Source organism: Virgibacillus sp. Bac332, from assembly GCF_003667785.1.
In the GTDB taxonomy this organism is placed as follows: Bacteria; Bacillota; Bacilli; order Bacillales; family Amphibacillaceae; genus Virgibacillus; species Virgibacillus salarius.
This window is the reverse complement of record NZ_CP033046.1, coordinates 3,884,875-3,905,557: the sequence shown is the minus strand read 5'-3', so window position 1 is coordinate 3,905,557 and position 20,683 is coordinate 3,884,875. Positions and strand designations below refer to the sequence as shown.

The following is a 20,683-nucleotide window of genomic DNA, read 5'->3' as shown; positions in this document are numbered from 1 at the left end:
GGTAACAACGTTTATGACTACAATGGAACACAAACGATTTCCTTTAACAGGTGCACAGACAGGGATTTGGTTTGCTCAAAAACTAGATCCGAATAACCCGATTTACAATACTGGAGAATATGTGGATATTATAGGGAATTTGGAAATGAATTATTTTAAACAAGCGATTAGGCAGACCATTGTGGAAGCAGAGAGTTTACATGTCAATATTGAAGAAGATCTCGAAGGACTATCGCAATTCATTCAATTAGAGAGAGGCTTTTCTATTGATTATATTGATGCTCGTGACCAATCCTGTCCTAGTCATTTTGCAAAAAAATGGATGAAAGATGATTTGTCACAGCCCATCGACTTTGCTCAGGATTTATTATTTAAACAGGTTATCTTTCAACTAGATGATAACCGATATTTTTGGTATCAAAAAATCCATCATATTGCTGCAGATGCATTCGGTTTTTCTTTAATTAGTCAACGAGTTGCGTCGTTGTATACATCATTTCTCCAAGGAAAAAAAGGGGATGAGGGTAGTGCATTTGGCTCATTTATAAAGGTTATATCTGAAAACCGAAAATATAGAGAATCGGAGAAATTTCAGGTTGATCGTGACTTCTGGATGAATCATTTTAGTGATCATCCAGAAGTGGTTAGTTTAGCAGATCGTTCAACGAAGCTACCGGCGTATTACATAAGTGATACAACTTACGTAGATAATGCAATCCTTACATCTCTTCATAATAAATCGAAGGAACATAAAGGTAGCTGGCATGAAATAATAATTGCAGCATTAGCTATTTATGTACATCGGATGACTGGTGAAGAAAATGTTATTTTGAGTTTACCGATGATGAACCGTTTTGGAACATCATCTTTACATGTTCCAGCAACTGTGATGAATATACTGCCATTACGGTTATCATTGCAGGCGGATTTATCCTTACATGATCTGATTCAGCAAATTCAGCAAGAAATACGTGTGATACGTAAGCATCAGCATTATAGACATGAGGATTTGCAACGTGATCTCAAATTATTAGGTAGTAACCAACGTTTGATTGGACCCCAGATAAATATAATGCCTTTCGATTATACACTGCGATTTGGAGAAGCGAAAGGAACAACATACAAACTATCAACAGGGCCAGTTGAGGACCTATCGTTGAATATATATGATCAGAAAAATGATTCTGGTTTACGATTTGATTTAGATGCTAATCCCAACGCCTATCATGAAGAGGAGGTGCATTTACATCTACGAAGAATAAAAAAACTTGTCGAAGATATAGCCAATTCCTCAATGAAACAAGCAATTGGTAGGTTTCATCTTTTACTAAAAGAAGAAAGACAACAGGTGCTAGAAGACTGGAATCCAGCCTGTCGTGAAATGGCTGATAAGCCACTGTTAACTCGTTTTGAAGAGCAAGTAAAAACGAATTCAGAACGTATTGCTGTAGAGTTTGGAGAGAAGAAACTTTCTTACGCTGAATTAAATGGCCGTGCAAATCAAATCGCCCATTTGCTTCGTAAGCGAGGTGTAAAGCGGGGGCACTTTGTAGCCATTATGCTACCTCGATCAGACGAAATGCTCATAGCTATTCTTGCAGTATTAAAAAACGGTGCTGCCTATTTACCAATTGATCCGATCTATCCGGAAGATCGAATTACGTATATGCTTGAAGACGCACGACCTGCTTGTGTTATTACGTCAGTCAAAGATCAAATTTCATTGGAGAAAGAGGAAGTAATTGTAGTAAACCTAGATGATAACAACATACAGGAAGAATTAACTTTCTCGAATAACCAAACCTTTCCCTCTCCTATTGTTTCTGGGAGAGAACCGGTTTATATGATCTATACTTCTGGTTCTACAGGCAGGCCGAAAGGAGTCGTTGTAACAAATGAAGGCTTAATTAATTTTCTCGAGTCAATGCAATTGAAATTCAATATCCAAGTTAACGACCGACTCTTAGCAGTAACAACAATTGCATTTGATATTTCTGCTCTAGAATTATTTCTGCCTATTTTAAACGGTGCGACAAGTGTCATTGTGGATAAAGAAACAATTCAAGATGCTGCTAAATTAGCACAAGCAATTGAAGAAAAAAATATTACCATCATGCAGGCTACACCTACTCTCTGGCAAACGCTTGTAACGTATCGCCCCAATGCAATCCAAGGGTTACAAGCGTTGGTTGGTGGCGAAGCATTAGCTGCAAAACTGATGGAGGACTTACTTGCGTTAGACTGTAACATAACGAATTTATATGGACCAACGGAAACGACGATTTGGTCTACTGCTATGCCAATTACAGGCAATGAAGCTAAACCCTTCATTGGCAGACCCATTGAAAATACCAAGGTTTATATTTTGGATGCAGCTTTAAACCCCTTACCTCCCAATGTTCCTGGCGATCTCTATATCGCTGGAAAGGGCTTAGCCAATGGCTATTTAAATCGCCCTGGATTAACTGCAGCAAGATTTATAGCTAATCCTTTCAGCCATTCTGGAGAGAGAATGTATTATACAGGGGATATTGCGAAGTGGCGAAACGATGGAACAATCGATTATATTAGTAGGTCTGACCATCAAGTGAAGCTGCGAGGATTTCGAATTGAACCAGGTGAAATTGAGAATGTACTGATGACACATCCAGATGTGGAACAAGCTGCTGTAGTTGTATTTGCGGACCAATTAAATAATCATCGGCTAGTAGCCTATCTTGTTGCAGATGAATTGTTGGATAAGAATAAAATTCGTGACCATGTACAAGATAAGTTGCCAGATTACATGGAACCATCTGCTTATCTTATCATTCCAAGTCTCCCACTAACCCCTAATGGAAAACTTGATCGCAAAGCACTCCCCGCTCCAGATATGGATCAAGTGGTATCAGATAGGGAGCCTCGGTCGCCGCAAGAAGAAATCGTATGTGATTTATTTGCAAAAGTGTTAGGTGTAAATCGTGTTGGAATTGATGATAATTTCTTTGATCTAGGAGGTCATTCTTTACTTGCTGGGCAGTTAATTAATCATATCCGTCAGATTTTTAACGTGGATATTGGTATTAGTAAACTATTTGCAGCACCAACCGTTGTGAGTCTTGTGGATGAGATTAATGATGGTAAGCTAGCTCGTCCACCGATAAAGAAAATGGAAAAACCAGCCAACATCCCTTTATCATTTGCACAGCAAAGGCTATGGTTTCTTCATCAATTGGAAGGAGCCAGTGCAACTTATAATATTCCAGTTGTTGTTGAATTAACAGGCAATTTAAACATTAATGCCCTAGAACAATCCATCTATGATGTAGTAGATCGACATCAGTCATTACGGACCATTTTTCCAGAGACCGAAGGAAATCCGCTTCAATTAATTTTAAGCATAAAGGAAGTTAACCCTGTCATTCACCGGAGACAAATAGATAAAACGGAGGTGAATGAAGCCATTCATTCTGAAGTAACCTATTGTTTTAATCTATCGGAAGAACCTTCGTTTCGTGTAACGCTGTTACAAATCGAGAAGAATCGATTTGTACTTGTTCTCTTAATTCATCATATTGTTGGTGATGGTTGGTCGCTTCGTCCTCTTGTACAGGACATAGAGAGCGCATATCAACAGCGAAGCAAGGGTGAAGTACCTAATTGGCCTGCGTTGCCGTTGGATTATATAGATTTTGTATTATGGCAAGAAGCTTTATTGGGATCAGAAAATAATCGGACAAGCTTGATGGCAAATCAATTAAACTATTGGAAGCAGGAACTTGCAAATCTGCCAGATCAGTTAGATCTACCAACAGATTATTCACGTCCAGTAGAGTCAACTTATCAAGGCGATAGTTATTATTTTACCATTAATCCTGAACTTCACCACCATCTATTGAAAATTAGTAAACATAACGGTGTGAGTCTTTTTATGGTATTGCAAGCTGGATTTACGGCATTATTAACCCGGCTTGGAGCGGGACAAGATATTCCTTTAGGTACTCCAGTTGCTGGTAGAAATGATGATGCAGTAGAAGAAATTGTTGGTTTATTTATTAATACGATCGTATTACGGACGGATACTTCTGGAAATCCTAGTTTTCGTGAGTTACTACAGAGAATCCGTCATACAAATTTAAATGCTTATGAACATCAGGATGTACCGTTTGAACGATTAGTTGAAGAATTAAATCCAGTGCGATCTCGCTCAAAGCATCCATTATTTCAAATAATGTTTGCTTTACAAAATACACCGAACCCCAGTTTAGATTTACCTGAAGTAGAGAGTGATATAACGGTGAAGAGTGTTGGGGCAGCAAAATTTGACCTAACTGTTGAATTTCAAGAATATAGAAATCAGGAAGGAAATCCAGATGGTGTAAAAGGAATGGTTGAGTATAGTACAGATTTATTTAATCATCAAACCATTGATCATATGTTCCAACGATTTTTGCAATTGCTAGAATCAGCAATAATCGATGTTGATCAACCTATTGGTAAACTAACTATTTTGGGAAGCTGTGAAAAAGAGATGATCTTGTCTGATTGGAGCAGGAAGAAAATGGAAGTAGCAGAAAATATACTTCCAGATTTATTTGAAAAACAGGTGGCGAATTATCCGCATGCAGAAGCTATCGTATGTAACAATACATCATTAACATATGAAGATATCAATCAACAGGCAAACAGGCTTGCTCATCTATTAATAGAAAAGGGTGTAGGGCCGAATCAATTTGTCGCTCTAGCAATGTCAAGATCCATTGATATGATCATTGGTTTACTTGGGATTTTAAAGGCTGGTGCAGGATACGTCCCGCTAGATCCGAACTATCCTAAAGCTCGAATCACTTATATGTATAACAATGCGCAGCCTGTATGTCTCATTACGAATCATCAACATAAAGAGAAATTTATTCATGATGATCCAACGTTTATTATTGTCTTAGATGAAAAGCGTACAACACATCAGTTGAACAAACAGAAAACGTCAAATCCGACAAATAGTGATCGTAATGGTTCGCTGTCTCCTTATCATCCAGCTTATATTATTTATACATCGGGATCGACGGGAAATCCAAAAGGTGTAGTTATTCCACACCAGAATGTTGTTCGATTATTCGGAGCGACGGAGCATTGGTTCCATTTTCATGCGGAAGATGTTTGGACTTTATTCCATTCGTATGCATTTGATTTTTCCGTTTGGGAAATGTGGGGTGCCCTGTTGTATGGTGGAAAGCTAGTCATCGTCCCGCATGAGATCAGTCGCTCACCGGAAGCGTTCTTGAAACTTTTGGTAGATGAAAAGGTTACAGTTCTTAATCAAACGCCTTCTGCATTCTATCAGCTTATTCAGGTAGATAGACAGATGGAAGATGTAAGTCAAGAACTAAACTTGCGGTATGTCATTTTTGGCGGCGAAGCATTAGATCTTCATCGATTAGAAGAATGGTATGAGAGACATGAGGAAAATTATCCACAGTTAATTAATATGTATGGCATTACGGAAACAACTGTTCATGTTTCTTATAAGGAGTTAGATAAAGCAAGTATTGCGTTAAATGCGAATAGTGTCATTGGTCAGGGGATTCCAGATTTAGGAGTATATGTGTTGGATGATTATTTAAACCCTGTTCCCCCTGGTGTAGTAGGAGAACTATATGTATCTGGTGCTGGTATGGCTTTAGGTTATTTAGGTAGACCGGATTTAACCGCAGATCGATTTATAGCTAATCCGTATGGAACTAGCGGCAGTCGCATGTATCGAACTGGCGATCTCGCCTGCTGGAAGCATGATGGTTCCTTAGATTATATCGGTCGTGCCGATCAGCAAGTAAAATTAAGAGGTTTTCGCATCGAATTAGGGGAAATCGAAGCAGTCTTGACTAAGCATCCGGGTATTGATGATGTCGTCGTAATGGTACGGGAAGATCAGCCAGGTGACGAACGACTTGTCGCTTATATTACTTGTAAGGGTGACATGAAGGCAGAGGAAGAAAATTGGAAGGTGTTTGCTGCGAAACAACTTCCTGAGTATATGGTCCCGTCTGCTTATGTAATGATAGAAACTTTCCCGTTAACTCCAAATGGAAAACTAGATAAAAAATCATTACCTGTCCCTGAATATGGTACGAGCAACGCTTATCGAATCCCAAGAACGCCACAAGAAGAAATTCTATGTGACTTATTTGCAGAAATTCTTGATTTACCGCAAGTTGGTATTGATGATGGTTTCTTCGATCTGGGAGGTCACTCCTTATTAGCTGTTCAATTAATGACACGAATAAAGCAGGTGCTTGGTGTAGACTTGAATATTGGTACATTGTTTGCGGCTCCCTCTGTAGCGGGGCTTGCAGATCAACTTTCAGAAGAAGGAGATCATCATGCTTTGGATGTACTATTGCCATTAAGAGAAAGCGGTATTCAGGCTCCGCTCTTCTGTGTGCATCCTGCAGGGGGATTAAGTTGGTGTTATGCAGGATTATTAAATAGTTTAGGAAAAGATTTTCCGATATATGGTATACAAGCCAGGGGGATTGCTGATTCTGGTCAACTTCCTCCTTCTATTGATGATATGGCTAGTGAATATATTCAAGCGATAAAACAAGTTCAACCAAATGGACCATACCAGCTTCTCGGTTGGTCTCTGGGAGGGAATGTGATACATGCGATGGCTACGCAATTACAGGAGCAAGGAGATACTGTATCGTTAGTTGCCATGCTAGATGCGTATCCAAGTCACTTCCTTCCTATAAAGAATACACCGGATGATGAAGAGTCGCTTGTGGCTCTACTAGCGTTAGGAGGATTTGATCCCGAAACTCTTGGTGATGAAGCCTTGAATTTTGAGAATGCACTTAAAATATTACGAAATAACGGTAGTGCACTTGCGAGTCTCGGTGATCAAACGATATTAAACTTAAAAGAAACATATGGAAATTCGGTGCGTATTTTAAGTGAATACAAACCAAAAGCATATTCGGGAGACGTTCTGTTTTTCCGTTCTACGATTATCCCAGAGTGGTTTGATGAAATTTCACCAGAAACGTGGAGGCCATATATTAATGGAGATATGGAAGTGTATGATATTCATTGTCGCCATAAAGATATGTGCCAGCCGGAACCATTAGCAGAAATTGGTGATATTTTATTACAGAATCTCTTACAATTACAAGCCAATGAATAGAAAGGAGAAACACGAAAATGACTAATCCAATGGAAAATCCTAATGGTACCTATGTTGTACTAAAGAATAAGGATGGCCAGTATTCACTTTGGCCTTCCTTTCTCGATATACCGGGTGGTTGGAATGTAATATTTGGCGAAGATAATAGAGACAATTGCATGAACTATATTGAAACAAATTGGAAGGATTTATCCCGCATATAACTGGCAGTAAGCTCCCACTTCAAGCAATGAAGAGCAATATTGGTAAGAGGTGGTTCAACTGCCAGTAAATGTCCGATTGGTTCAGAGGCCTTTAGGTCATACCCTTGTGGTACTAACCATCCGTGGGGATAAACAAAACCTCCACGGAAGGAGTTTCACTCTCACTTTATTACCTTCTTCATTGGCTACAGTGAACAATTAAGACTAGTTTCTTTTGATAGAAATGTAGGAGGGAACGGTAGTGACCAATCTATATGTATGTAAACTCCCTAATAAAAGAAGTCATCAAGAAATTCAATGGTTATTTCCTTATATATCTGTTAGAGTTCAAAATAAAATAAGCAGGTATCGTTTGATCGAGGATATGTATCGTAAGCTGATCGGAGAGCTATTACTGCGTCATCTCTTTAACCGGTGTACTGGGTATAAGCTGCCAGTACAAAAAATAGAGATTACACAATACGGTAAACCATTTTTACCAGCATTTCCTTCCTTTCAGTATAATATTTCCCATTCTGGTGATTGGGTGGCGTTAGCAACACACCATTACCCTGTAGGTGTAGATATAGAAAAAATACAATCTGTTGAAAGTAGCGTAGTTAAGAATCTGTTTTCTCAAAAGGATACTGAAATGCTTAAACATGTACGACCGGTACAAGCATTTTATGAGATATGGACTGCTAAAGAGAGCTTTGTAAAGGCAACGGGAAAGGGAGTATTGACACCACTTCACTCTTTTGCTGTCAACAATTTACTAGGCAGTCGAATTCAATTTATCCATACCTCCTCCAAAGCAATAATAGAAGGTTATACATGTCAACAATATAGAGACATTAACGGTTATTCATTAGCCATCTGTACAACCAAGGTAGATGAAAAAGCGTTTGGAGGATTACGTTTTTGTCATTTCAATGACTTATTAAATGATCTGTAACCTATTCAGTTAAACACATTTCAAAGGAGAAGATGTCCATGCGTAAAGCTGAAAATATCGATGAAGTATTACTAGATTTATTATGTGCAAAAGGGCAACTTGTAGCTGAATCACTACGTAATTCGAAGATTTCAGATGTTGATATAAATTCTAAAAATAAAGGTCCTTATACTACGGAAACAATAAAACAGGTTCTTCAAGCACTTTCAGATGAAGAATTTAAAAATACAGAGAAAATGACCAAGGTATACTTACATTCACGTGCATTTCAAGAAGAAAATTCGGTAATTCATGTAGGTAATGAGTTAATCGGTAAGCAACAACCACAATTTATTATTGGTCCCTGCTCCGTAGAGAGCCATGAGCAAGTCTATCGAGTCGCTGAAGAAATGTCTAAAAGAGGTGTTTCTCTTTTACGTGGTGGGGCATTTAAACCGAGAACGTCACCATATGATTTTCAAGGCTTGGGAATCGAAGGGCTGCAAATACTAGCTGAAGTGGCTAGAACGTACAATATGTCAGTCGTTACAGAAATTATGAGCCCGGAAAGTATTGCTGAAGCTTATGATTACGTGGATGTTATACAAATTGGGTCACGAAATATGCATAACTTTGATTTGTTAAAAACGGTAGGAAAGCTTGATAAACCCGTATTGCTTAAGCGGGGATTGTCTGCGACGATACATGAGTTTAAAATGGCCGCAGAATATATTCTAAACGAAGGAAATAAAAATGTCATATTATGTGAACGAGGTATTCGCACATATGAAACAGCGACAAGAAATACCTTTGATATATCAGCAATTCCCATTTTAAAGCAAGAGACACATTTACCGGTATTCGCTGATATTTCACATGCAGCTGGTAGAAAAGATATTTTGCTTCCACAAGCCAAAGCAGCATTTGCAGCTGGTGCGGATGGTATTATGGCAGAGGTTCATCCGAACCCAGCGGTAGCATTATCGGATGCGAAGCAACAAATGGACTTATTAGAATTTGCTCAGTTTATGGACCAGCTTCATCACTTTTTAAATCGTTTTTTTGTATCAACTAGTTTGAAGTAATGGCAGTAGCATACTCTATAAATCTTGTATTCAAGGTGCAGATAGTAGTTTTTCTGGATTACTCATTATTTTCACTCTTTGTCCATATAATGTAACAGTTTGGTTGGATGAGGGTGATGTTTATTGGTGGAACTATTTATTGAGTCAGATAAGGAAGTCATTCGATTTTGTGAAAAGGTGCGGCAATACAATAAAAATATTAATCTGCACTGGAAAACTCATGAAGATTGGGGGAATCATCTGCAGTTTGAGGATCAAATTCCAAACCATATGCTAACAGAGGCAATTGCAAAATCTTTAACAGATGTATTTATTTCTTATCGATTGAGCAACATGATATCAACCGTAATTGAAGAGTTTTATTATTTTACGAGTAAAGATGAGATGGAGGAAATTCTTGAATTAACCAATTGGATTATGTCGGGTGAAGATAAAGATAGCTTACTCGTAAGGAAAAAGGAGGATCCATATCAAGTATTGGAGTCATTGTTTATTGCAAATATAAAGGATACAGCAACCATACATTACGATTCTATTGTAAAGTTCCGATTGAAAGTATTTCGCGATTATGTCATACACTATGTCGGGTTGGCTATTGATGAGTTTAAACGGGAAGAGGATCACCAAGAATTTGTGAATATGTTACGAGAGTACATTGCAAAGCGAGAGTCTATCGTTGATACTGTTCATGTTTTACAAGGGAAATCCTTCTCTTTTTTTAAACAAAATGGAAAACCTTTCTCGAAAATGGAACTTCGAATGCTCATGCAAAAAGAACCTTTATATATTGTTGGGTTGGATGAGGGTGAATTAAATTTGTCTCCGCTTGTGGCAATGGCTCCCAGAAATATATACATCTACGGGGATCATCCGTCTGAACCGAAGACACTTACCGTTATTAATGTATTTCAAGAGAAAGTAATGTTTAAACCATTTCATCATTTTCCATTTCCTTACTATGTTAAGAACGAACAACATTAAGACTTGCTTTTCATTTATACTGAAGCTATAATACAAATTATATAATTATATGTTAAGCTACAGGTAATGATAAGGACATAATTCATTGATATGGTATGGAAAGAGAAGGAAGCCAGTGGCTGAAAGCTTCCAACTTACTAACAATGATTTACCACCTTTGAACCCTGCTATTGAATGAAAAAAAGTAAGTAGCAGCGTATCATCTGCGTTATGGATGTATGAAGCCGTAATATTTATTTTTGATACGGGAAATAGGGTGGAACCACGACGTGACCAACGCTCGTCCCTTTGCTTAGATGCAAAGGGGACGAGCGTTTTTAATTTGAAAAAGGAGTGATAGCAATGACTGAAGAACTAGCATTTATTTTTCCTGATGGAGCAGAAAAATCCTTTCCAGCAGGAACTACAGGTGAGGATATAGCTGCTTCTATTTCATCAGGATTGAAAAAGCAGGCATTGGCAGTAAAACTAGACGGGATTCCATATGACCTAAGACGTGAATTGGACCATGGAGGAAAGATAGAAATTATTACGAATAAGGATGATGAGGGGATTGAAATCATGCGTCATTCGACAGCACATTTAATGGCGCAAGCAATAAAACGTCTGTATACTGATGTCAATTTTGGTGTCGGACCGGTTATCGAAGAAGGATTTTATTACGATATAGATATGGAGCATTCCATTACACCAGATGACCTCCCTAAAATAGAGAAAGAAATGAAGCGGATTGTCGATGAAGCTCTAGAGATTGAACGTATCGAAATTTCTCGTGATGAAGCGAAGAAAATGTTCAAGGATGACCACTTAAAGCAAGAACTCATCGATGCAATACCTGAGCATGAGCAAGTAACGATTTACAAACAAGGCGAATTTTTTGATTTGTGCAGAGGAATTCATGTTCCATCTACAAATAAAATTAAGGCATTTAAGCTACTTAGTATCTCTGGAGCTTATTGGCGTGGTGATAGCAATAATCAACAGCTACAGCGAATTTATGGAACTGCTTTTGCCAAACAAAGTCAAGTCGATGAATATCTTCGTATTTTAGAGGAGCGAAAAGAACGTGACCACAGGAAGCTAGGTAAGGAATTGGATATCTTTACAGTTTCTCAGAAAGTTGGACAGGGTCTACCATTATGGCTTCCTAAAGGCGCAACGATTCGTCGTGTAATTGAACGCTATATTGTTGACTTAGAAGAGCGTCTCGGCTATGACCATGTATATACACCTGTATTAGGAAGTGTAGACTTATACAAAACGAGTGGACACTGGGATCATTATCAAGATGACATGTTCCCAGAAATGAAAATGGATAATGAAGAATTAGTGCTCCGTCCAATGAATTGCCCGCATCATATGATGGTTTATAAAAACCAATTATACAGTTATCGGAATCTGCCTGTACGAATTGCGGAATTAGGGACTATGCATCGCTATGAGATGTCAGGAGCTTTAGCAGGACTTCAACGCGTGCGAGCAATGACACTAAATGATGCCCACATTTTTGCCCGACCTGATCAGTTGAAGGATGAGTTTATTCGTGTTGTAGAGCTTGTCCAAAAAGTGTATGAGGACTTCGGCATAAAGGATTATTATTTCCGTCTTTCCTATCGTGATCCGGAAGACAAAGAAAAATATGTAGATAATGATGCAATGTGGAATAAAGCGCAGGCGATGCTAAAAGAGACAATGGAAGAAATGGAAGTTGATTATGTTGAGGCAGAAGGAGAAGCTGCTTTTTATGGTCCGAAGCTAGACGTGCAAGTAAAAACTGCTTTAGGTAAAGACGAAACACTGTCAACTGTACAGTTGGATTTTCATCTTCCAGAACGATTTGACTTAACGTATATTGGGGAAGATGGTAAAGAACACCGCCCTGTTGTTATTCACCGAGGTGTTGTATCGACAATGGAACGGTTTGTAGCATTTTTAATTGAAGAATATAAAGGGGCATTTCCAACATGGCTTGCACCAGTACAGGTTAAAGTGATTCCTGTTTCACCACGGGCTCATCTAGCGTATGCGAATCAAGTAGCCGATAAATTAAGACTTGACGGTGTACGTGTTACTGTCGATGAACGAGATGAGAAAATTGGCTATAAGATTCGTGAAGCACAAACACAGAAAATACCATTTGCTCTCGTTTTAGGAGATAATGAAGTGAACGAAGATGCGGTTAATGTCCGTCGTTATGGTCAAAAAGAATCGGAAACGCTTAGTTTTGAGACATTTACTAATTTAATAAAGCATGAGATAGCTAATAAAGTAATGAACCGCTAAACGAACAAACATACAGGCCTGAGACATAACGAAAACGTCCTCTTCTATTTGTTGGTTCGACAATAGTTATTATAGTCCGATAGTATAGACTTCTGGGAGAACATGGCTGCATAAGCACCGTGCTCCAATAGATTCCGTGTTAGCTAAGGCATTTTCAACATTAATTGGGCTTTTGTTTTAACTTCGTATTTTTCCTATCTCCATTTATTAAGTCAAATAGCCTATTCCTATTGATTTTGAAAGAGGAATAGGCTGTTTTATATGAAATTGGAGATATAGTGGGATGTAATAGTAAGAGGAAAAAACAAAAAGAAATAGAACTACTATATAAAGAGAAGAATTGATCTGTAGCAACCTGCTTATATGTGTAGAAATAGAGACGATAAATCTCCGAATAAGTGAATAGGGGAGAGGACATGAGTGAAATTAATTAACCAAATTGCTGTTGGCAATACAGCTGAAGTTTATTTATTGGACAATAAAATTGTCAAGCTATTTCATAAGAACATACCGAAAGAAACATCTGAGTACGAAGCAACGAAACAACGTATTGCTTTATCATGTGGGCTTCATGTTCCAACCGTATTGGATGTAACAATCATTGATGGAAGACAAGCGATAATAATGGAATATATAAAGGGTAGTACGCTAGGGGAATTACTGGAAAAGGATAATAGTCTGTTGGTTGATTACATTTCCATTTCGGTTGATATTCAACAAAACATACATGCTGTCATTGCAGATTCAATGGAAACAATGTCTGTAAAGTTACAGCGACAAATTGAATCAACTGATTATTTAACGGACAATCAAAAGTTAAGGCTAATCCAAAAAATGAAATCAATCTCCTATGAACCTAAGCTTTGTCATGGAGATTACCATTTATTTAATCTGGTTAGCACAGCTAGTAACGTAACTATTTTAGATTGGGTTGACGCTAGTTCGGGGGATATCCGTGCCGATGTATATCGTACGTATCTTCTTTATTCACAACTCTCAATGGAATTAGCAGATACGTATGTATCTTGTTATTGTGAAAAGAGTGGATTATCCATCGACGAAATTTTTCAATGGGCTCCTATCATTGCTGGTGCAAGACTATCAGAGAAAGTTTCTTCTGAAAATAATGAGCGACTTATTGCAATCGTGAACCAGTATTGTCCATGAATCGATTACACCAAGAATAGGGAATGAAGTGTGTAATGAAATTGAATGGAGTGGTCGCTAATATGAAATTCACTTATTTTTGCGCGTTGCTGGGCAACTGTAGCAAATGAATGTTATGATAAAATTAATAGAGTTAGTACACAAAGGAGAAGGTTAAAAGAAAATGGATAACGGCTTCTTTACAAAAGTTTATCAGTTAGTAGAAAAAATTCCAAAAGGACAAGTAGCTACTTACTCGCAAATCGCTCGAATTTTAGAGCAACCTCATAATGCAAGGGTAGTAGGATGGGCCATGAATAAGGCACCTCAAGGACTACCATGTCATAGAGTTGTAAAGAAATCTGGAGAATTAGCCCCTAATTTTCTCAATCAAAGGACATTGCTTGAACAAGAGGGAGTTGCCTTTGATAAAAAAGGACGAGTAGTATTAACTAGCTGTAATTGGAATTTCTAATACGATGATATAAATTTCTTATTGATCTTTTTTGACAGTTTCTTTTATTTGTGTTACTATAATTAAGTTGAAAATAATTGAATGATCTGAGACAAGTAGAAGCACCCGCTTCTCACCTGATTGACGCCTGTTGGTAGTTGACTGGTTCCGACTCTTATATAAACGATTGGAGACGTGTGGGTGCATATATGCCCGCACTTTTTTCATGATGAAATTGACTTGTCGATAATGATCACAGCGTTAAACTTTTTTGGAGGTGGATGATAATTAGCAAAGATATGAATGTCAATGAAAAAATTCGTGCAAGAGAAGTACGGTTAATTGATTCAAATGGAGATCAGCTTGGCGTGAAATCTCGTCATGAGGCATTAGAGATAGCGCAAACGAGAAATCTTGATCTAGTGCTTGTTGCTCCAAATGCAAAACCGCCAGTATGTCGTATTATGGACTATGGGAAATACCGCTTTGAGCAACAGAAAAAAGAAAAAGAAGCACGTAAAAAGCAGAAAGTAATTAATGTCAAAGAAGTTCGCTTTACGCCTGGAATTGGTGACCATGATTTTGAAACGAAGCTAAAAAATGCTCGTAAATTTTTAGAAAAAGGCGATAAAGTAAAGGCTGCTGTTCGTTTTCGTGGACGTGCAATTACACACAAAGAGCTCGGCAGGGAAGTTTTAGATCGATTTGCTGAAGAAGTAAAAGATATTGCGACTATTGAGACGAAGCCAAAGATGGAAGGTCGTAATATGTTTATGATGCTTGCACCAGTGAACGAAAAGTAAATATACAGTTAAGAAGAAACTGTCAAATCAACAAAGCTGATGTTATAAGGAGGAAATCAACATGCCAAAAATGAAAACCCATAAAGGTTCTCAAAAACGCTTTAAGAAAACAGGTACTGGAAAACTAAAACGTGCACATGCTTACACAAGCCATATGTTCGCACATAAGTCTCAAAAACAAAAACGTAAACTACGTAAAAGTGCTACAGTATCTGCTGGTGATTTCAAACGAATTAAAACAATGCTTCCATATAAATAAGCATTACTATGTCAACTATTGATTTTTAAACTTTATTTTGATTTGTATTAGGAGGGAATTATTATGCCACGTGTAAAAGGTGGAACAGTAACGCGTAAACGTCGTAAACGCGTCCTTAAACTAGCTAAAGGTTATTATGGTTCGAAGAGAACGTTATTTAAAACAGCAAAACAACAAGTAATGAAGTCTGGTCAATATGCTTATCGTGACCGTAAACAGAAAAAACGTGAATTCCGTAAGCTTTGGATTTCTCGTATTAATGCAGCAGCTCGTCTAAATGATATGTCTTACAGCAAGCTAATGCATGGTTTGAAAGTTGCTGGAATCGATATTAATCGTAAAATGCTTTCTGACCTAGCTGTACATGATGAAAAAGCATTCTCTCAACTTGTAACAAAGGCGAAAGAAGCTTTAAAATAAATCGAAAAGAATCCATCTAAGGTATGGATTAGTAATAAGTATTAGGAAAAGACCAAATACTGCAATAATCGCAGAATTTTGGTCTTTTTTTAAAATGAAAATTGAAAGTTGGTTGAGGGAATTGGCAAGTTTTATACCATATTTAATAGGTGTTAATGCAATTACTTTTTTGTTTATGGGATTGGATAAGCAAAAGGCAAAACAGCAAAAATATCGGATTCCGGAACGTACATTTTGGCTGCTTGCGCTTATAGGTGGATCGATAGGCGCTTGGCTGGGGATGCAGTCGTTCCGTCACAAAACAAAACATCGATCTTTTGTTATTGGCATACCAGCTCTATTCCTAGCCCAAGTAGTAATAATAATTAGCTATTCCTTCCTCTAGATGTCATAAAGGCTCGTCTCTTGTCATATACATGTACTAATGCGCGTCCTAGCGTTTATAATAGCACAGCATGAGGAGGAGGCGGGTTATGGAGGGCTTCGGAAATTATTTAATGGCTGTTATGGAGACAGGGGGGTTATTTGCTCCTTTATTGTTTATTAGTTTTCATTTATTAAGGCCCTTATTTTTTCTTCCAGTAGTTTTTATTTGCATCTCAGGCGGAATTCTTTTTGGAGCGGTAGCAGGTACATTATATTCCTTAATTGGGATCACCTTATCCAGTATTTTATTTTATTTCATTGTAAATAAAATGCCAAAATCAATAAAGAAATTTATGAAGTTAAAATCAAAAATAGTTGGCCAACGATCCGCATTTACAACTTCACAAATCGCACTACTACGACTAATTCCATTTATACACTTTCATTTACTATCATTATGTCTATTAGAGGTATCAGCTGGATTTAAAGATTACACGAAATCATCCTTATTATCTAACATTCCATTGGCATTCGTATATACTTCCATTGGCCAATGGATTTCGAATTTAACTCCTCTTTATATCTTCGTGTTTCTAGTTGTATTGCTACCATTTCTTTATTTACTGCGTAGAAAGGAAATTATAATTAAATGGCAAGAATTCTTCCCTGTCCATACAAAAGAAAGTATATGATTCATGATTAGCGGCACACACGATGAATAAATGATGTGTGCCGTTTAATCCATTATAAATAACTTATTGATTGGATGTTTCCACTCAATATCTGCATATGGGTAACGAATTAATATCTCTTTTTCTAAGAAATATAAATCATCTCTTGTCAATCCTCGTAACTCTAAAGAGTCTTTAACTGTTACGTGAATATTAACAACCTCAAATGCATCTTCTGTTGTTCCTACGTACTTCTCTCCTTCAAACAAGCAGCCTTTATATACGAATTGAACATTCTTTTTACTGTTATTTGGTTCATCCAAAAAATAAAACTTATGCTCAGCTTTTGCAATAAGAAGTCGTCGTTGAGGATTTCTATAGTATTGTACCCACGTATATATGAGTAGTGCAAGTGCAATAAAGATAAGAATGCGAAATAAAATTACGATCATACAACCGTCTCCCTGATTATTATTACCCTATTATACGTACTATACTGTTCGTAGGTTTCACTATTTTTATGGATTCATGATACAATCGTAAAAAAGAGAAAAGAGGGGACAAATTGAATTGGAAAGAATTATACAATATGCAAACAGAATTAGATAGTTATATCGAAAAAAACAATAACATTAAGAAAGAAGAGGTATTTAAAGATAAGGTTTTAGCACTACTAGTTGAACTAGGAGAGTTAGCAAATGAAACTAGATGTTTTAAGTTTTGGAGTAATAAACCTAGAAGTGAAAAATCAGTAATTTTGGAAGAATATGTAGATGGTATTCATTTTATCTTGTCTTTAGGTATAACGAAAGGGTACTACTATCAAGGAGAGGCTCTCCCCAGTGTAGATGAAACGGAGACAGAATTATTCTTACGTATGTTTACAGTCTGTGATGCATTCTACCGAGATCAAAATGAATATACATATGATCAACTATGGAGAACGTACTTACAGTTAGGTAGTGCACTAGGTTTTTCTGAAAAAGATGTTAAGTATGCATATTTAGAAAAAAATAAGGTAAATTATACCCGGCAGCATGAAGGCTACTAGGACTAATGACGATCAAATATTTTGTACTTTCTGCCAATGAAGGTATAATAAATATATATCAAGTTATGAGGTGATGTACATATGGCAAAACAAGATGAAACATTAACGATGCTAAAGGAACTTACGGATGCAAAGGGTATCCCAGGAAATGAAAAAGAACCAAGAAAGATTATGAAAAATTACATTTCTCCATATGCGGATGAAGTTTTCTATGATAACCTAGGAAGCCTAATTGCTCAGAAAACAGGTGAGGAGAATGGACCTAAGATCATGGTTGCCGGTCATTTAGATGAAGTAGGGTTTATGGTAACTCGAATTGACGATAATGGTTTTATTTATTTCCAAACAGCTGGTGGCTGGTGGAGTCAAGTTATGCTTGCACAGCGTGTTACAATTATGGGGAGTAAAGGTGATGTTACGGGAGTTATAGGTTCCAAGCCTCCACATATTCTTTCAGCTGATGCTCGTAAAAAGCCAGTAGAAATTAAGGACATGTTTATAGATATTGGTGCATCTAGTAAAAAAGAAGCAGAAGATTTTGGTGTGAAGCCTGGAGATTCGATCGTACCATATTTCGAATTTACACCTTTAAAAAATGAGAAGTTGTTGTTGGCTAAAGCATGGGACAACCGTATCGGCTGTGCGATTGCAATTGAAGTGCTAAAGCAACTGAAGGATTCAGAACACCCGAATATTGTTTATGGAGTTGGTACTACTCAAGAGGAAGTTGGGCTTCGTGGTGCAAAAACAGCTGCTCATGCCATTGAACCAGATATCGGCTTTGGAGTTGATGTAGGAATTGCTGGAGACACTCCTGGCGTCCCTGATCATGATGCTGATAGTAAATTAGGAAAGGGACCACAAATTGTATTATATGATGCGTCTATGGTATCCCATAAGGGTGTGCGAGACTTTGTTGTGGAAACGGCTGAAGAAAACAATATCCCTTACCAATTTACATCTATGGCAGGAGGAGGAACAGATTCAGGTTCTATCCACTTAACCGCCAATGGTGTACCTTCTTTATCCATTACAGTAGCTACTCGTTATATTCATACGCATGCTGGAATTTTGCATCGTGATGACTTTGAAAACACTGTAAAATTAATTGTAGAGACAATTAAGAAGCTAGATAGAGACAAGGTTAATGAATTAATTTTTGATTAAGAACAAAAGCGAATGTGCTTGATTTCTGGGTACTAGAGCTGGAAAGCAGCACAACACGCCCAGATCATTCCACAGGCTCAAATTTTATAATTTCCTAAACTATGAAAAAGAAGCTGAGACAAAAGAATGAAATAACAATAAAAAACGAACGATAAAAAATTAATTAGGTACCGACCCCCTGAAGTTAGAGTAAAAAATCTAATTTCAGGGGGTGTTTTTGTGGCTAAATATAGTGAAGAATTTAAAGGGAAGGTTGTCACCGAGTATATAGATGGAAATCTTTCATATCGTTCCTTAGCCAAAAAATATCATATGAGTAGCTCTACACCAATATATGAATGGGTGAAAAACTATGAGCGTCACGGTATGGCGGGACTAAAACGAAGAAATACAAAGAAGGAGTATTCTGTTCAATTTAAATTAGATGCGATACAATTTATGTTAGAGACAGGTGCTTCTTATACAGAAACTGCTGTTCAATTTAAGTTGAGCACTTCGTCCATTGTTAAACTCTGGATGAAAAAATTTCGCAAACAAGGTAAGGAAGGCCTGGAATTAAAACAAAAGGGGCGTCCTTCTATGTCTAAAAAACCCATGTAACAGAAGAAGCAGAAAGCAAAAAAGAGAACACGTGAAGAAGTGTTAGAACGTGAGAATGAGCTACTAAGGCTAGAGAATGCCTACTTAAAAAAGCTAAAAGCTTTTCGGGAGAATCCGAATGCCTTCTACGAAAAGCACAGGCAAAGGTGGCATTCGAACTCAAAGAAGAAGGATTCCGATTAAAAGATATTTTTCCTATTGTGGGTATTCCTGAAGCAACCTATCACTATCATGTGAAAAATTTTAGAAGAGAAGATTCGGACACAGTATTAAAAGAAATCATTACAGATTTATTTAAAAAGTTCCATGAACGTTATGGCTATAAACGTATTACAGGAGAACTAAAGAAATTAGGATATGTTATCAACCATAAAAAAGTGTATCGCATTATGCGAGAATTGGGATTAAAATGTGTGAAATTTATGCGGAAATCCCGTAAATACAATTCCTATAAGGGGAACGTTGGAAAAGTGGCGAAAAACCGATTGTCTCGCCGTTTTAACACATCTATTCCACTTCAAAAGTTAGTAACAGACATAACGGAATTCAAATGTCTAGGCGAAGAGAAGTTATATTTAAATCCGATTCTTGACCTTTATAACGGAGAAATTATTACGTATGACATCAAAAAACGCCCAACATTAAACCTTGTCATGACCCCTTTAAAAGAATTAATAGAGATACTGAAGAGTCGGGCAATCTACCGCACTACGATCCACTCCGATCAAGGCTGGCATTACCAACACAATCAGTGGGTGCGGACACTAAAAGAAAATAAAATATTCCAAAGCATGTCGCGCAAAGCCACCTGTGCAGACAATGCACCAATGGAGAATTTCTTTGGCATTTTAAAACAAGAAATGTATTATGGTGAAAAATTAGTACGCTATGAAGAATTAAAAAGTCGGATTGAAGAATATATCTACTGGTATAATCATGAACGAATAAAGGAAAAATTGGCTGGGCTGAGTCCAGTTGAGTACCGAACGCAATCCAGCCAATCAGCTGCATAGTATAAACTCTAACTTTTGGGGGTAACCACCTTAGCGTTCGTTTTTTGATTGGAATCATTCATTTAGCACCTGAAATAAGCGAGACTCCGGCGTGAACAGCACGAGC

The 20,683-nt window shown here is 37.4% G+C and carries 17 protein-coding genes, 1 pseudogene and 1 other annotated feature; of the genes and pseudogenes, 17 read left to right on the top strand and 1 reads right to left on the bottom strand.

Annotated features, from left to right (window positions below):
- Positions 1-13 precede the first annotated feature (13 nt).
- The 13 genes from D9782_RS19070 to D9782_RS19010 all read left to right on the top strand — a co-directional run bounded on the left by D9782_RS19070 (position 14) and on the right by D9782_RS19010 (position 16,767).
- Complete coding sequence (locus D9782_RS19070) at positions 14-7,162, top strand: amino acid adenylation domain-containing protein (RefSeq protein ID WP_121605466.1); 7,149 nt, start codon at positions 14-16, stop codon at positions 7,160-7,162.
- 17 nt (positions 7,163-7,179) lie between these two features.
- Positions 7,180-7,365, top strand: a complete 186-nt coding sequence (locus tag D9782_RS19065) for an MbtH family protein (RefSeq protein ID WP_026683088.1) — start codon at positions 7,180-7,182, stop codon at positions 7,363-7,365.
- 241 nt (positions 7,366-7,606) lie between these two features.
- On the top strand, positions 7,607-8,299 hold the full coding sequence (locus tag D9782_RS19060) for a 4'-phosphopantetheinyl transferase family protein (RefSeq protein WP_051388471.1): 693 nt from the start codon (positions 7,607-7,609) through the stop codon (positions 8,297-8,299).
- Positions 8,300-8,331: 32 nt separating this feature from the next.
- Entirely contained in the window at positions 8,332-9,363 is a 1,032-nt protein-coding gene (locus tag D9782_RS19055) for a bifunctional 3-deoxy-7-phosphoheptulonate synthase/chorismate mutase (RefSeq protein WP_034679931.1), read from the top strand.
- A gap of 126 nt (positions 9,364-9,489) precedes the next feature.
- Positions 9,490-10,344 carry a sporulation protein YtxC gene (gene ytxC / locus D9782_RS19050; protein ID WP_226983661.1) on the top strand — a complete coding sequence of 285 codons (855 nt, stop codon included), beginning with the start codon at positions 9,490-9,492 and terminating at the stop codon, positions 10,342-10,344.
- A 342-nt stretch (positions 10,345-10,686) separates the two neighbouring features.
- The gene (gene thrS, locus D9782_RS19045) at positions 10,687-12,627 is read left to right on the top strand and encodes a threonine--tRNA ligase (protein ID WP_121605464.1); all 1,941 of its coding nucleotides are present in this window, start codon (positions 10,687-10,689) and stop codon (positions 12,625-12,627) included.
- Between the two features lie 420 nt (positions 12,628-13,047).
- The gene (locus D9782_RS19040; protein WP_121605463.1) at positions 13,048-13,794 is read left to right on the top strand and encodes a phosphotransferase family protein; all 747 of its coding nucleotides are present in this window, start codon (positions 13,048-13,050) and stop codon (positions 13,792-13,794) included.
- Between the two features lie 163 nt (positions 13,795-13,957).
- Positions 13,958-14,248 carry an MGMT family protein gene (locus D9782_RS19035; protein WP_026683084.1) on the top strand — a complete coding sequence of 97 codons (291 nt, stop codon included), beginning with the start codon at positions 13,958-13,960 and terminating at the stop codon, positions 14,246-14,248.
- Positions 14,249-14,335: 87 nt separating this feature from the next.
- Positions 14,336-14,458 (top strand) — a sequence feature (ribosomal protein L20 leader region).
- 68 nt (positions 14,459-14,526) lie between these two features.
- Complete coding sequence (gene infC / locus D9782_RS19030) at positions 14,527-15,030, top strand: translation initiation factor IF-3 (RefSeq protein ID WP_026683083.1); 504 nt, start codon at positions 14,527-14,529, stop codon at positions 15,028-15,030.
- Positions 15,031-15,091: 61 nt separating this feature from the next.
- A complete protein-coding gene (gene rpmI / locus D9782_RS19025) occupies positions 15,092-15,289 on the top strand; it encodes a 50S ribosomal protein L35 (RefSeq protein WP_026683082.1) in 198 nt (65 codons plus the stop codon).
- A 63-nt stretch (positions 15,290-15,352) separates the two neighbouring features.
- Positions 15,353-15,709, top strand: a complete 357-nt coding sequence (rplT, locus tag D9782_RS19020; RefSeq protein WP_026683081.1) for a 50S ribosomal protein L20 — start codon at positions 15,353-15,355, stop codon at positions 15,707-15,709.
- A gap of 94 nt (positions 15,710-15,803) precedes the next feature.
- The gene (locus D9782_RS19015; RefSeq protein ID WP_200862598.1) at positions 15,804-16,094 is read left to right on the top strand and encodes a DUF1294 domain-containing protein; all 291 of its coding nucleotides are present in this window, start codon (positions 15,804-15,806) and stop codon (positions 16,092-16,094) included.
- Positions 16,095-16,182: 88 nt separating this feature from the next.
- Complete coding sequence (locus tag D9782_RS19010; protein ID WP_026683079.1) at positions 16,183-16,767, top strand: TVP38/TMEM64 family protein; 585 nt, start codon at positions 16,183-16,185, stop codon at positions 16,765-16,767.
- 44 nt (positions 16,768-16,811) lie between these two features.
- Here the strand turns inward: D9782_RS19010 and D9782_RS19005 are convergent, their stop codons facing one another.
- Positions 16,812-17,198 carry a hypothetical protein gene (locus tag D9782_RS19005; RefSeq protein ID WP_026683078.1) on the bottom strand — a complete coding sequence of 129 codons (387 nt, stop codon included), beginning with the start codon at positions 17,196-17,198 and terminating at the stop codon, positions 16,812-16,814.
- 113 nt (positions 17,199-17,311) lie between these two features.
- On the opposite strand from D9782_RS19005, the gene D9782_RS19000 reads away from it, so the two are divergent.
- The 4 genes and pseudogenes from D9782_RS19000 to D9782_RS18985 all read left to right on the top strand — a co-directional run.
- Positions 17,312-17,797 carry a dUTP diphosphatase gene (locus D9782_RS19000; protein ID WP_121605462.1) on the top strand — a complete coding sequence of 162 codons (486 nt, stop codon included), beginning with the start codon at positions 17,312-17,314 and terminating at the stop codon, positions 17,795-17,797.
- Between the two features lie 81 nt (positions 17,798-17,878).
- On the top strand, positions 17,879-18,964 hold the full coding sequence (locus D9782_RS18995) for a M42 family metallopeptidase (protein ID WP_026683076.1): 1,086 nt from the start codon (positions 17,879-17,881) through the stop codon (positions 18,962-18,964).
- 219 nt (positions 18,965-19,183) lie between these two features.
- Positions 19,184-19,564 carry a helix-turn-helix domain-containing protein gene (locus tag D9782_RS18990; protein ID WP_121605461.1) on the top strand — a complete coding sequence of 127 codons (381 nt, stop codon included), beginning with the start codon at positions 19,184-19,186 and terminating at the stop codon, positions 19,562-19,564.
- Positions 19,565-19,704: 140 nt separating this feature from the next.
- Positions 19,705-20,577: pseudogene (locus D9782_RS18985) on the top strand (IS3 family transposase); the annotation flags it as partial.
- Positions 20,578-20,683 lie beyond the last annotated feature (106 nt).

What these genes read in the sequence shown, in the direction of transcription:
- D9782_RS19070 (WP_121605466.1), top strand. Translation starts at nt 14, where the DNA reads ATGACTACAATGGAACACAAACGATTTCCTTTAACAGGTGCACAGACA.
- D9782_RS19065 (WP_026683088.1), top strand. Translation starts at nt 7,180, where the DNA reads ATGACTAATCCAATGGAAAATCCTAATGGTACCTATGTTGTACTAAAG.
- D9782_RS19055 (WP_034679931.1), top strand. Translation starts at nt 8,332, where the DNA reads ATGTCCATGCGTAAAGCTGAAAATATCGATGAAGTATTACTAGATTTA.
- thrS (WP_121605464.1), top strand. Translation starts at nt 10,687, where the DNA reads ATGACTGAAGAACTAGCATTTATTTTTCCTGATGGAGCAGAAAAATCC.
- D9782_RS19035 (WP_026683084.1), top strand. Translation starts at nt 13,958, where the DNA reads ATGGATAACGGCTTCTTTACAAAAGTTTATCAGTTAGTAGAAAAAATT.
- infC (WP_026683083.1), top strand. Translation starts at nt 14,527, where the DNA reads ATGAATGTCAATGAAAAAATTCGTGCAAGAGAAGTACGGTTAATTGAT.
- rpmI (WP_026683082.1), top strand. Translation starts at nt 15,092, where the DNA reads ATGCCAAAAATGAAAACCCATAAAGGTTCTCAAAAACGCTTTAAGAAA.
- rplT (WP_026683081.1), top strand. Translation starts at nt 15,353, where the DNA reads ATGCCACGTGTAAAAGGTGGAACAGTAACGCGTAAACGTCGTAAACGC.
- D9782_RS19015 (WP_200862598.1), top strand. Translation starts at nt 15,804, where the DNA reads ATGAAAATTGAAAGTTGGTTGAGGGAATTGGCAAGTTTTATACCATAT.
- D9782_RS19010 (WP_026683079.1), top strand. Translation starts at nt 16,183, where the DNA reads ATGGAGGGCTTCGGAAATTATTTAATGGCTGTTATGGAGACAGGGGGG.
- D9782_RS19005 (WP_026683078.1), bottom strand. Translation starts at nt 17,198, where the DNA reads ATGATCGTAATTTTATTTCGCATTCTTATCTTTATTGCACTTGCACTA.
- D9782_RS18995 (WP_026683076.1), top strand. Translation starts at nt 17,879, where the DNA reads ATGGCAAAACAAGATGAAACATTAACGATGCTAAAGGAACTTACGGAT.